This window comes from Rahnella sp. RFA10(1/100), from assembly GCF_004195115.1.
Taxonomy (GTDB): domain Bacteria; phylum Pseudomonadota; class Gammaproteobacteria; order Enterobacterales; family Enterobacteriaceae; genus Rahnella; species Rahnella perminowiae.
Map to the genome: position 1 here is coordinate 1 of NZ_SEWR01000012.1, position 11,711 is coordinate 11,711.

General features: G+C 48.4%; 12 protein-coding genes and 1 pseudogene. 5 read left to right on the forward strand and 8 right to left on the reverse strand.

Translation table 11 applies throughout. The features are described from left to right. Nucleotides 1-43: 43 nt before the first annotated feature. Nucleotides 44-1,066, forward strand: a complete 1,023-nt coding sequence (locus tag ETV65_RS22880) for a zinc-binding alcohol dehydrogenase family protein (protein WP_129955353.1) — start codon at nt 44-46, stop codon at nt 1,064-1,066. Nucleotides 1,067-1,172: 106 nt separating this feature from the next. Here the strand turns inward: ETV65_RS22880 and ETV65_RS22885 are convergent, their stop codons facing one another. The 8 genes and pseudogenes from ETV65_RS22885 to ETV65_RS24965 form a co-directional block, all read right to left on the reverse strand. Beyond that, a complete protein-coding gene (locus tag ETV65_RS22885; RefSeq protein WP_129955354.1) occupies nt 1,173-1,340 on the reverse strand; it encodes a general stress protein in 168 nt (55 codons plus the stop codon). A 650-nt stretch (nt 1,341-1,990) separates the two neighbouring features. Beyond that, the gene (locus tag ETV65_RS25345) at nt 1,991-2,116 is read right to left on the reverse strand and encodes a hypothetical protein (protein ID WP_255466777.1); all 126 of its coding nucleotides are present in this window, start codon (nt 2,114-2,116) and stop codon (nt 1,991-1,993) included. Between the two features lie 251 nt (nt 2,117-2,367). Continuing rightward, entirely contained in the window at nt 2,368-3,318 is a 951-nt protein-coding gene (locus ETV65_RS22890) for a cytochrome d ubiquinol oxidase subunit II (protein ID WP_129955356.1), read from the reverse strand. A 10-nt stretch (nt 3,319-3,328) separates the two neighbouring features. Continuing rightward, nucleotides 3,329-3,631: a cytochrome ubiquinol oxidase subunit I gene (locus ETV65_RS25390; RefSeq protein ID WP_346654676.1), complete on the reverse strand. Its 303-nt coding sequence runs from the start codon at nt 3,629-3,631 to the stop codon at nt 3,329-3,331. Then, nucleotides 3,624-4,700, reverse strand: a pseudogene (locus ETV65_RS22895) (cytochrome ubiquinol oxidase subunit I); the annotation flags it as partial. The pseudogene ETV65_RS22895 and the gene ETV65_RS25390, both read right to left, overlap by 8 nt. Beyond that, complete coding sequence (locus ETV65_RS22900) at nt 4,693-5,184, reverse strand: DUF1641 domain-containing protein (RefSeq protein ID WP_129955357.1); 492 nt, start codon at nt 5,182-5,184, stop codon at nt 4,693-4,695. The pseudogene ETV65_RS22895 and the gene ETV65_RS22900, both read right to left, overlap by 8 nt. Next, a complete protein-coding gene (gene fdhF / locus ETV65_RS22905) occupies nt 5,184-8,156 on the reverse strand; it encodes a formate dehydrogenase subunit alpha (RefSeq protein ID WP_129955358.1) in 2,973 nt (990 codons plus the stop codon). Before fdhF ends, ETV65_RS22900 begins: the two co-directional genes overlap by 1 nt. A 336-nt stretch (nt 8,157-8,492) precedes the next feature. After that, on the reverse strand, nt 8,493-8,645 hold the full coding sequence (locus ETV65_RS24965) for a hypothetical protein (protein WP_165383771.1): 153 nt from the start codon (nt 8,643-8,645) through the stop codon (nt 8,493-8,495). 252 nt (nt 8,646-8,897) lie between these two features. On the opposite strand from ETV65_RS24965, the gene ETV65_RS25260 reads away from it, so the two are divergent. From ETV65_RS25260 to tssD, 4 genes are all read left to right on the forward strand, one after another. Then, entirely contained in the window at nt 8,898-9,224 is a 327-nt protein-coding gene (locus tag ETV65_RS25260; protein ID WP_129955360.1) for a four-helix bundle copper-binding protein, read from the forward strand. Between the two features lie 550 nt (nt 9,225-9,774). Next, nucleotides 9,775-9,990 carry a DUF2767 family protein gene (locus tag ETV65_RS22915; protein WP_276320347.1) on the forward strand — a complete coding sequence of 72 codons (216 nt, stop codon included), beginning with the start codon at nt 9,775-9,777 and terminating at the stop codon, nt 9,988-9,990. A 137-nt stretch (nt 9,991-10,127) separates the two neighbouring features. Beyond that, nucleotides 10,128-10,820, forward strand: a complete 693-nt coding sequence (locus ETV65_RS22920) for a hypothetical protein (protein WP_129955364.1) — start codon at nt 10,128-10,130, stop codon at nt 10,818-10,820. A gap of 212 nt (nt 10,821-11,032) precedes the next feature. Then, nucleotides 11,033-11,512 (forward strand): type VI secretion system tube protein TssD, encoded by a 480-nt coding sequence (gene tssD / locus ETV65_RS22930; RefSeq protein ID WP_129955367.1) that lies wholly within the window; start codon nt 11,033-11,035, stop codon nt 11,510-11,512. Nucleotides 11,513-11,711: the final 199 nt, after the last annotated feature.

The window sequence follows — 11,711 nt, forward strand, 5'->3', positions numbered from 1 at the left end:
TTTTTCATTGATACCTGGGTTAACAAAACAGGAGAAATGAATCATGACGACAATGAATGCCCTGATATGCCAGGAACCTACATCACTTATCTGGAAACAATGCGCAATTCCGGTTCCCGGTGATAATGATGTGCTGCTAAAAATTAAAACCGTGGGTATTTGCGGAACGGATATACATGCGTGGCGCGGGAAACAGCCTTTTTTCAGCTATCCGCGAGTACTGGGTCATGAAATATGCGGGGAGATAGTCAGGCTGGGCAAAAATATTCACCAATTTAATACCGGACAACAGGTTTCCGTTATTCCCTATGTCGCCTGTCATCAATGCCCGGCTTGCCTCACGGGGAATACCAACTGTTGTGAAAAGATATCAGTGATCGGCGTTCATCAGGATGGCGGGTTCTGTGAATATCTGAGCATACCTGCCAGCAATTTGCTTGATGCGGAGGGTATAGACCCCGAAGCCGCAGCGCTGACCGAACCTTTTGCTATCAGTGCTCATGCCGTTCGCCGCGCCGCCATCAGCCCCGGCGATCAGGTGCTGGTCGTGGGCGCAGGTCCGATTGGCCTGGGGGTGGCGGCCATCGCCAAAGCGGACGGGGCCCGGGTTGTGGTGGCTGATACCAGTCCGGAACGTCGTCAGCATGTAAAAGAAAAATTGGGATTACTGAGTATCGATCCCTCAGAAGAGAACTTTGACGTTCAGTTGTGTGGAGCATTTGGCGGTTCTCTGGCGCAGAAGCTTATTGATGCCACCGGCAACCAGCAGGCCATGAACAATGCAGTCAATCTGATCCGTCATGGCGGTAGCATCGTTTTTGTCGGGTTATTTAAAGGGGATCTGACTATTTCAGATCCTGAGTTCCATAAAAAAGAAACCACCATGATGGGCAGCCGTAACGCAACCCGGGAGGATTTTGAAAAAGTGGGCAGGCTGATGGCTGACAGAGTGTTAACGGCGGACATGATGCTGACGCACCGTTATCCATTTAGCGGGCTGGCCGAAATCTACGAAGAAAAAATCATCAATAACCGCCAGCTCATCAAAGGCGTTATTCAGTTCTGACATCTTTAGCTTAACCAACGTGGAAGCCAAAGGTAAGGCCCGCAGAATTATCCACGGGCCTTTAATGCTAATACATAACTACATAACATTCATACGATTAAGCTAACTAATCATTGTCATGGCTATGCTGTCCACCTTTTTTACCGGCTTCGCTTGCGCGTTCACGGTCATTCGCGAAGTTACCCCCGCTTTTTTGTCCGCCTTTTTTACCGGCTTCAGATGCTCTTTCTGGATCTTCTGCAAAATTACCTGAACCACCACGATGTTCGGCCATAATGTCCTCCTATCGGATTTTAAAAGTTATTTACTTGTAACATCATCCTTAATGGGATTTATTATAAAGATGATATTTCCTGAAGAGCATGTGCTCACTTCTAATAATAGCGTGTATTAATAATGCGTCAAGCCGGGTGTCGCTAAAAATTAAATAATCATCTCCGCGTGAAACAGCAAGAGTAATATCTTTACTTTTAATATCAGACATAATTCGTTGTTTTGTAAAATATAACAGATACTGCGTGGTGAAATGCTGGATTTTATTAAGAAAAGTCCCAATCGGGAGGTTGACTGAATAAGATATTGATATGAGTAACCCGGTAATTCCATGATATTAGTGGGAGTTATACCGGGGTTTGCTTTCTCTGAAAAATGGGTATTTTTCGCAGGTGGGTAAGCGATTATTTTACTCAATGAAACATAATTAATGATTTATTTGAATATACGAAGATCGCCTTTCGCTGCATGCCGTATACAGGTGCTGTGAGAGAATCATACATAGTCTGGAGAGTTTACATTCAACGAGGAAAACGACTGGCAGATGCTCAGGCTGTGCTGTGATCATGAAAAATAACTGATTAATAATAAATATTTAAGCACAGGAGTGAAATGAGCCCCCTCAGGAGGGGGCTCATTTCAGGGGCCGGGTCAGATATTTTTATCACCTGATTCCGGCGCATTATGAGGATCGTCTTTTTTGTAGTCTGGCTGCGGATTGTCTTTATCTCTTTTATGATCACACTGGCTATTATCAGGATCGCTATTCTTAAGCATATGGCCTCCAATGGGTTCTATGAATAAGTTATAAGTATAGTCAGAGGGAATAAATACTTCGCGCCGGGATAAGTATTTATAGGATTTTTCCGATCGGTGAGTTTTACGTATGCTGTGATATAAAATTTACTGATTTATAAAGGCCCGGTTAACCTAAAGAAGTTATTACCACTCCCTTTTATAAACCTGCGCATTATTACCACATACGCAGTTGAAGCAGCATGCCTGCACGGTGATAGCTTATTGTTTTATTACTTTTCTATTTTTCCGCGAAATACCCAAAAGGCCCAGCTATGGTAAAGAAGCGTGATCGGAATAATAAAGGCAATACCGGTCAGAAGGAACACTTGTGTTATACCGCCGGACGCCACCCTGTGTAAGTTCATTTCCCCCGGAATAAGCTCAGGGTAAATGCCTATCCCGGTCTGTATAACGATGGCAGCCAGTAAAATAAGAGTAACGGCCAGTTGTCTGAACGGGCTAAGCTTCTGTAATGCCAAAAGCGAAAAAAGCCATAACAGGACAATTAATAGGATCAACCCCTTACCCCAGGCCAGTTGCCATACCTGCTGCCACGGTGCAGGATTCATACATTGTATAATTAAAAACAAACCCAGACTCAGCAGTAAAAAATAACGGGTAAGTCTGAGGGTGCGTTTTTCCTTCTTTTCAGCGACGCGCCAGCGTATCCAGCCGCAGCCCAGCAACATATACGCACAAATCAACCCTATACCACTGAGCATCGGATATAAGCCCAGCCAGGAATACGCGCCAGCGGCAATATTACCGCTGACGACTAAACCTGCGCAGATCCCCTGACAATATGCGGCAAGAGCAGAAGACGCCGGCAGAAGTTTATCAAGCCAGGCACGAATCCTCCCTGAGACCGTATCCCGGTATTCCAGCGCTAATGCGCGTAAAATCAGACTGAGCAACATTACAAATACCGGGATATACAGGGCACTGAAAAGGCGGGCGTAAGCGGCAGGAAAAAGTGCAAACAATCCGCCGGCCAGCAACACCAGCCATGTCTCATTAGCATCCCAGATGGGTAGCATTGACTTTACAATGGACCGCTTTTGTTTCTCATCGTTAAAGAAAATAAGCAGCATCCCGGCACCTAAATCCGTACCGTCGAGCATCAGATACATCAGCAATGAAAATAACAGCATCGCCGCAGAGAGATCGGCTAACCATTCCATCACGAGCTCCTCAGGTTGAGGTCGGTATCGCGGTCACCACCACATCCGATCCCTGAGGTAAAGGACCGGAGGCGTAGCGCAGAAAGTGCCGCAAACCAAAACCGAAGACCAGACCATAAATCACTATTACACCGCAACATGAGGTGATGACCCATGAGAGTGGCATTGAGGATACACTCTCGGCGGTGCGCAGCATGCCAAAAATTGTCCAGGGCTGACGGCCAAGTTCGGTGACCAGCCAGCCGGCCGGCCAGCATGGCAATAAAACCTGACGGAGACGTCCAGACCAGCCACCAGAGCAATAGTCTGGCATCAAACAATCTGCCGCGTTTAAGCCGGTACGCCGCTACCGCACTGGTCATCAACATCAGTAAACCCAATCCCACCATGATACGAAACGAGAAAAAAACCGCAGCGACGGGAGGACGTTCATGCTCAGGAAATTCACTCAAACTCTTAATATGACCGGTCAGATTATGGCGAAGATAAAGAGAACCGATCATCGGTATCGCTACTTCCAGCTGATTGCGTTGCGCCTGTTGATCCGGCCAGGCAAACAGCCGCAGAGGTTCACCTTCTCCGGGGGCGGGCTGATGCCAGCTTCCTTCCATCGCGGCCACTTTCTGAGGCTGATAGTGAAGCGTATTTTCCCCATGCTGATCACCGACCACGATTTGTACCGGCGTTGCAACAACCGCGAACCAGATGGCTGCTTTCACCATGATCCTTGAGGTGGCTTCAGCGGGATGATGAAGCAGACGCCATGCGCCAATACCGGCAATCATAAATGCGACAGCAATCAGTGAGGCCAGCACCATATGGAAAAAGCGCCAAGCGAAAGAGGGGGCTGAAAGAAACGCCATCCAGTTTGTGGGATGGAAATTACCGTTTGCGTCACGCATAAAGTCCGCCGGCGTCTGCATCCAGGAATTAGCGGCAAGGATCCAGAAGGCGCTGAACAATGCTCCGGCTGCGACCAGACAGGTGATAACAAAATGCCACTTCGGCGGGATCTTCCCCATCCCGAATAGCATCACGCCCGTCAGCCCAGATTCCATAAAAAAGGCGATCAGCACTTCATAAAACAACAGTGGCCCGATAATGCCGCCTGCTTTTTGCGAAAATACCGACCAGTTGGTGCCGAACTGAAATTCCATCACTACGCCGGAAACGGCTCCAACGGCAACGGTGATGGCAAAAATTTTCAGCCAGAAGTGCAGGGCAGTACCCGAGGCTGCCTGTTTACCCCATAGCCAGCGGGCTTCGAACCATACCAGAAACGGAGCCAGTCCTAAGGTCAGTGCAGCCAGCGTGATGTGCATCGCCATAGTGAGCGCAAATTGTCCGCGTGACAGCAGCAGCACCCAGTCAGTTTCACTCATGCGTTTCTTTACCGGTATTTCGGGTCACAGGTTTCTGCTCTTCTTTCTGTATCTCTTCCCCAAAGGCTTTCAGGCCGTTAACGATCGGCATCAGACCACGCCATAAATCCTCATCATTGAGCAGTTTCATCATGCCGAGCACCCCGGGCGCCGTCTCTTCGTGTTTCGGTTCGTTACGCTCATTATCCTGGCGTACCGCCATAACGCCGGATTTGAGCGCCTGCAGCAGATGATTAAAATGCTCCGGCGGGATTTTGCTCAGCGTGATAAACAGCAGGGACAGGTTTTGCATGGCATTCTGGCTACCGGGCTGATTCATCCCGTCGACCAGAATACGCGCGATATCCGTATTTGCCCGTACCACATCGTTCAGCAAACGTAAAAACCCATGCTCATGCAGGCTCTCGGTTAAGGTATGCAGCATTTCCTGTGCGGTTGTTTCGGTGCTGGCAGGCGGCACCTGATATTCCTGTCGTTCAGCCATTAGAATTTCTCCGGATGTTCAACATGTTCAGGCGGCAGGCGATAACCATCCTGACGCCATTTATCTTCTGCTGGCACCTGGTTGATCGGGGTGCGCTGACCATAGCGGAAGTTTTCTCGCGGCAGGGGATCAGGTTGCGGAGTCCGCTCCAGTTTGGTCATCGTGACCGCGATTTCCTTATAAGCCGGGGTATTCACGTCCGGATCGTGGTGCTCTCCGGTCAGGCCATTCACGCCGGGTTTTCCATGATGAATGGGAATAAACAACACGTTACCGGCCACACGGTCCGTGATGAGCACCGGCACTTCCAGCGAGCCGCGGCGCGAAGTCAGGCGTACCCAATCCCCTTCCTGTAACTGACGTTCTGCCGCCAGCTGAGGGCCCACTTCCACATACCAGTTTGGCGAAAGGGAAGTGATTCTTCCTCCTTTGCCGGTCTGATTAGTTGACTGGAAGTGCTCAAGCATGCGGCCGTTATCGAGCAGCAAATCGTATTCGCTGTCGGATTCCTCCATGGGCGGATGCCACTCAAGCGGATACAGTCGTGCTTTGCCATCGGGAAATTGGAATTTGTCGGTATACAGCAGCGGCGTACTTTTACCGTCAGCACTGACCGGCCAAAGCTGAGACTGCCATCCGGACAGGCGTTCATAACTGACACCGGCAAAAATCCCGGCGATATTTGCCGCTTCCTGCATAATCTGGCCAGGATGCTGGTAATACCAGGGATGGCCAAGTTTGGAGGCCAGCATCGTCAGGATTTTCCAGTCCGGGAGGCTTTCACCCAGCGGTTTCATTACCTCATAAAAACGCTGGATACGCCGTTCGGTATTCACGAAGGTGCCTTCTTTTTCCACAGACGGGCAACCAGGCAGCACCACATCTGCAAATTCTGCGGTACGGCTCATAAAAATGTCCTGGACCACCATAAATTCCAGTTTGCTGAAAGCCTCATGAACATTCGTCGAATCTGCATCGGAAAATGCGGTCTCCTCTCCGATGATGTACATCGCCTTCAGCGCACCTTTATCGGCCTGTTGTACCATCTTAAAATTGTCTGCGCCCGCCTTGTCAGAGAGTGCCGCAGGGTCGACGCCCCAGGCTTTCGCCCACTTTTCACGCACCGCCGGGTCGGTGACTTTTTCATAACCGGGATAAACATTACTCAGGCAACCGAAATCACTGGCCCCCTGAACATTGTTGTGGCCGCGCATCGGATAACCGCCGGTGCCCGGACGGCCATAATTGCCGGTCACCAGCAGTAAATTCGACAGCGCCGTGCTGGTATCGGCTCCGTGGCTGTGCTGGGTGATCCCCATCGCCCACAGCAGACAGACGCTTTTCGCCTGGCCGATCATCTCCGCGGCTGATACCAGTGTTTCGACACTCAGGCCCGTGATCTCACTGGCATATTCCAGCGTGAACGGCATAAGAGAGGCATAATATTCCGCGACCTGATTGACCCGCTGGTTCAGGAACTCTTCATCGGCATAACCGTGGTCAAACATGTAACGTGACATGGCCGAAGCCCAGACCAGATCGGTTCCCGGCTTGATTTGCAGGAACAGATCTGCGCGGTCGGCCATTTCATGCCGCCGGGGATCGACCACCAGCAGTTTTTGCGACCGGTGTTTATGTGACTGCTTGATATGTGAGGCAATCACCGGATGGTTTTCCGCCAGATTACTGCCGATCGTGATAATCAGGTCAGCCTGCTGCATATCTTTGATGGTTCCCGCATCGCCACCATAGCCGACCGTGCGGAAAAGCCCCTGTGTGGCCGGGTTCTGGCAGTAGCGTGAGGAATTATCAACATTATTGGTGCCAAAAATCAGGCGGGCAATTTTTTGCGTCAGGTAAGCTTCTTCATTGCTGGCCTTGCTTGAACCAATAAAACCGATGGCGTCTCCCCCATGACGTTGTGCGATTTCACGCAACCGGCGGGCAACGGTCTCCAGCGCTTCGTCCCAGCTGGCAGGGCGGAAGCGTCCATTTTCGCGGATCAGTGGTGTGGTCAGCCGTTCCGGGCTGTTGACAAAATCCCAGCCAAATTTTCCTTTTACGCAGGTCGAGATACCGTTTGCCGGCGCCTCCGCCACAGGCTGCACTTTCAGTATATGGCGGTCACGCGTCCACATTTCGAAACTGCATCCTACGCCACAATACGTACATACCGTCTTCGTCCGCTTGATTTCCGCCTGCCGCAGCGCATTATCGATCAGGGAAATAGCCGTCACCGGCTCCGCGCCAATACTGTTCTCCAGGGCTTTAACGAAATCGATCAGCGGACGTTTAACCGGTTCAGGCATGGCGGTAAACGGACCGGCATCCGGTTGCATGGTTTTTTCCAACAGTGCGTTGCACGGGCACACAGTGACACAATGCCCACAACTGACGCAGCTTGAACCGGCGATTTGAGTCCCGCCATCCCAGCGTACGCGCGGATGAGCTTCGGTATAATCGATGGTCAGCGTTTCATTCACCTCAACGTTCTGGCAGGCTTCAACGCAACGACCACAGAGAATGCACTGATCCGGGTCGTAAGTATAAAAAGGGTTAGAATGGTCTTTCCCGTAGGGTTTTCGCTCGAAAGGGTAATACTGAATCGGGATATGCATATCGGCGACAGTATTGTGCAGGGTGCAGTCACCGGTGTTGTGTTCGCAAACCGTACAATACAGCTCATGGCGGTTAAGTATGCGATCCATCCCTTCTTCCTGCGCTGCGCGTATGGCGTCGCTCTGACTGTTCACTGCAAGACCATCATAGGTAGTGAGCGTGCAACCGCGCACTTTTTCACCATCCGCTTCTACCCAGCACACATCGCAGGTTTCCAGCGGTGGCAGCGCAGGGTGATAACAAACATGTGGCAGTTTTTTCCCCTGTTCTTGCAGAAAATCAATCAGCGGTTGATTAATCCTCCCCGTTAAAGGCTCGCCGTTATACAAAATCGTGCATGTTTGTTGGTTCATTAAACCCCCGCGTTCCGGTTAATGAAAAAGGCAATTTCCGCCCTGCTGGTTTGTAAGGTTATGTATATGAGCTTAGCTAACATGCTTTTTTCTTCAATTAATAACGCCAGATTTACATATTCTTCAGATAAATCTGTAAATCAGGAAAAAGGGAGGGCTAAGCGAAGATACCTTATCTTATTGATATATTTGCGTCAGGATCATAAAAGCATGGAATTATCCCCGGCGTGGAGTGCTATATCAACAGGGCTTAGAACAGACAATCGTGAGAACCGTGGAACATGGCTGCCTGCTGAAACGCATTTCATTACATATCGCAGGATATATATCTTTGTATTACAACCTCTTATTGCCTGACTCCGGTGCATCTGCAGGATGATCTTTTTGATAATCTGGTTGAGGTTTATTCCTTTCCCGCTTATGAATATCCTTATCCCGTTCATGATCTTGCCCGGATTTACTTTTATCTTGATCAGTGATGCCTGTCATTACAACAACCTCCCGTCATATTAATCGAATTAATCGAACTTAAAGTATAGCCACAGGTATCGCGTGTAATGTGATTAAAAAGGATAACAATGGCTGTCCTGACATTTAAATGTATAGCAAGCCTCTGTTTGTATTAAATGATTATTCACCAGGAGTCTCTTATAATAAATTGTTATTATGACACTCTGAACTTGCTTATCGTGAAATATTATTCAGACTTTGAAAGGTGTTAAATTTAATTAGGAGGCTTGTATGAAGATCAATAATCAGGAGATTATCGATGAATGTTATCAATGCGCTGAAGCATGTGATCACTGTGCTACATCCTGCCTTAACGAAGAAGACATTGGCATGATGAAAGCTTGTATCCGGCTGGACATGCAATGCGCCGCGATTTGTCGTCTTGCCGCGCATTTTCTGGCGCTCCAAAGCGGCTATGCGCAACAGATATGTTATCTGTGTGCGGACATTTGTACCGCCTGTGCTGAAGAATGTTCGCAACATCAGCATGACCACTGTCAGTACTGTGCGAAGCGCTGCCGGCAGTGTGCCGATATGTGCAGTAAGGTCGCCGCGTAAATTTCCTCTCTTAAAAAGGCCTGCAATGCAGGCTTTTAACAACCCGAATTTAGTTACAACATTCACATGATTTCCTTCTACTACTCCGTGCAAATCTGAAGCTCCCGAGCTGGCCCTTAATAACGGACCGTGCACAGCGGTAACACCCGTGTGGAACCTGGCCGCCCTGAAAAGCCGCGCCCCCGGGCCAAAGGCCCGGAACAGAGTGGCTTTAAAATGAATGTTGTAACTACTGCGGTTGTGTCGCTTTAAGAGGTTTTCCTTTGGTTTTAGAGTACACGCTCGTAAGCGCTTTTGCCGCTAACGCGGAGATACGCCCTGGCTTCGCCAGGACCACTCCGACCGCGTAATTAAACGTTTCATTGCTGTAAGCGGGAATGGTCTTGCAGGGCGGGGGGCTGCGCAGCGTCACCGGCGACCATAAGCTGAGGTATCCTATGTGACACTATTTGTCGGCTTCATGTGCTAACGCACACAAATACAACTTAACCGCAATTTAATTAGGGATGTTTGATAATATACAACCGATACAAACAATTATGAGGTTGCTATAAGTACAGAGGAAACGGACCAACTGTACGATCAAATGTGCCGGATTGTTGGAGATTTAGTATTTACGTTACATGACCTGGCTATTGAACCTAAACACATAGTGATAGCGGATCTGTTGAGAACAGCGCTAACAGCAAAGGTTGAGCGGCCAGAATCGATGATTACATGTATGAAAGAGCCAATCAAAGTACTGGAAACGTACAGACCAGCCTGACGTTGTGTCGGATAAGCCGCAAGAAAGGGTGTCTTCAGGGGAAAAGCGCGCGGAGGGCGTCTGGGGCGGGGCGGTGAGCGCATGTTATGGTAAATTGAATATCCATACGGACTTAATGGCATCAGCAAGGAATGATTATGTACGGTAATGATGAAATTATCAGCCATTTACAGGCCAATAAGATTCTTGCGTTAAAGCTCGATCACGCATTAACGGGTGTTAGAGAAGAGGTATCAAATCAGATTGAAACGATAGGTGCAGGCGCACAGCGTGCATTGTATTACACATCCTGTTTCACGGATGAATATCAGGACGTCTGTCAGAAACAAAAGACTGAGGATATTCGATTTTCTAAAGGAGTCTACCATCTTCTCCAAAATGGCAATATTGCGTACGACATGCTTAAAATATATTTCGGAGAAATATTTAAATTTAAAACAACTACTCAATTAGAACACATCAAGCAGCGGCTTATGGCTGTGAATGTCCATATTGCTGCAAGTTCACTCACAAATGTCGGGTTTTCTTTAGCTGTTGCATCATCCGTTACCATCGGCATGAATCTAAATCTTGAAATCAGCGCACTAGCAGGACGCAGGGCGGGCGGGGTTGTTGGTGGGCTTGGCATATATGGTATAGTCCAGAAAGCAGCAAATAGTGCAGATCGTCTTCGCTTTACTTACCCTGCGTACTACTCTGCGCTATATGCTCAAGAACTGGAAATGATGTACTTCCTGATAGAGCCATTGTTTGAGCGGGCTGGCGCATTTAAAGCACTGTGGGGATCGGATGGTGATATTACAGACATCATCATCAAGATGATTAGATAAAATATGATGAATTTTATCAGAAGGGTTTTTAAGAGATTTTTCAAGTCATTATTTTCGATGTACGGACCCGCCGTACTAACACTTATATTTGCAGTTGTTCTAGTGCGTTTTCTCCCTGATGGCCCTTTATGGCCTGTGCCTCTATTTTTCGTGATCGTAATAGTTATTTTTTATCGCTACGTTAAATGATGATTAATTTATAAGGAAATTAAATGTCCACTCCCGCTCACTTATGGCTTGAAGATGAAAACGGCTCTCCCGTTGTCGGTAGCTGCATGATGCCACTGCGCTTAGGCTCTATCGAATTAAAATCATTCTCCCACGGCGTCACTATTCCCGTTGATCCACAATGGGGAAAACTCACAGGAACGCGCGTTCATCGGCCTATCTCGATAGTGAAAGAATTCGATCAGACTACACCACTCCTGTATCGCGCTGTGTGTGAAGGTCGAACAATGAAAAAGGCAACAATCAAGATGTACCGCATCCTGGAATCTGGCATCGAGGCTGAGTATTTCAATATCATCTTGGATAACGTCAAGCTCACGACGATTGCGCCGTACCTAGCTCCAAATGGTATGAGCAGTACGCATCTGGAAACGCTCGAGTTACGTTATGAAGCGATTACTTGGAAGTACACTGACGGGAATATTATCTACCGCGATTCATGGAATGATCGCTGTTGCGCATGACCCCATTTAGTAACAGTTTTTTTGCCTGATTTTTTTCAGGCAAAAAATGCCTAATCAGTCTGGTTAGCCTTCAAACCAAAAGCAGCATCCAGATAAAAAAGAAAATGAACGCTGAATGATTTCCTGAATGGCATTAACTGATTAGGTCTTTAACTCGACCGGATGACATCTTGGCCCAATTTAATTGATTCTTGGCGTG

Excerpts from the sequence above, each read along its gene's own strand:
- ETV65_RS22880 (WP_129955353.1), top strand. The coding sequence starts at position 44 with ATGACGACAATGAATGCCCTGATATGCCAGGAACCTACATCACTTATC.
- ETV65_RS22885 (WP_129955354.1), bottom strand. The coding sequence starts at position 1,340 with ATGGCCGAACATCGTGGTGGTTCAGGTAATTTTGCAGAAGATCCAGAA.
- ETV65_RS25345 (WP_255466777.1), bottom strand. The coding sequence starts at position 2,116 with ATGCTTAAGAATAGCGATCCTGATAATAGCCAGTGTGATCATAAAAGA.
- ETV65_RS22890 (WP_129955356.1), bottom strand. The coding sequence starts at position 3,318 with ATGGAATGGTTAGCCGATCTCTCTGCGGCGATGCTGTTATTTTCATTG.
- ETV65_RS25390 (WP_346654676.1), bottom strand. The coding sequence starts at position 3,631 with ATGCCAGACTATTGCTCTGGTGGCTGGTCTGGACGTCTCCGTCAGGTT.
- ETV65_RS22900 (WP_129955357.1), bottom strand. The coding sequence starts at position 5,184 with ATGGCTGAACGACAGGAATATCAGGTGCCGCCTGCCAGCACCGAAACA.
- fdhF (WP_129955358.1), bottom strand. The coding sequence starts at position 8,156 with ATGAACCAACAAACATGCACGATTTTGTATAACGGCGAGCCTTTAACG.
- ETV65_RS24965 (WP_165383771.1), bottom strand. The coding sequence starts at position 8,645 with ATGACAGGCATCACTGATCAAGATAAAAGTAAATCCGGGCAAGATCAT.
- ETV65_RS25260 (WP_129955360.1), top strand. The coding sequence starts at position 8,898 with ATGAAGATCAATAATCAGGAGATTATCGATGAATGTTATCAATGCGCT.
- ETV65_RS22920 (WP_129955364.1), top strand. The coding sequence starts at position 10,128 with ATGTACGGTAATGATGAAATTATCAGCCATTTACAGGCCAATAAGATT.
- tssD (WP_129955367.1), top strand. The coding sequence starts at position 11,033 with ATGTCCACTCCCGCTCACTTATGGCTTGAAGATGAAAACGGCTCTCCC.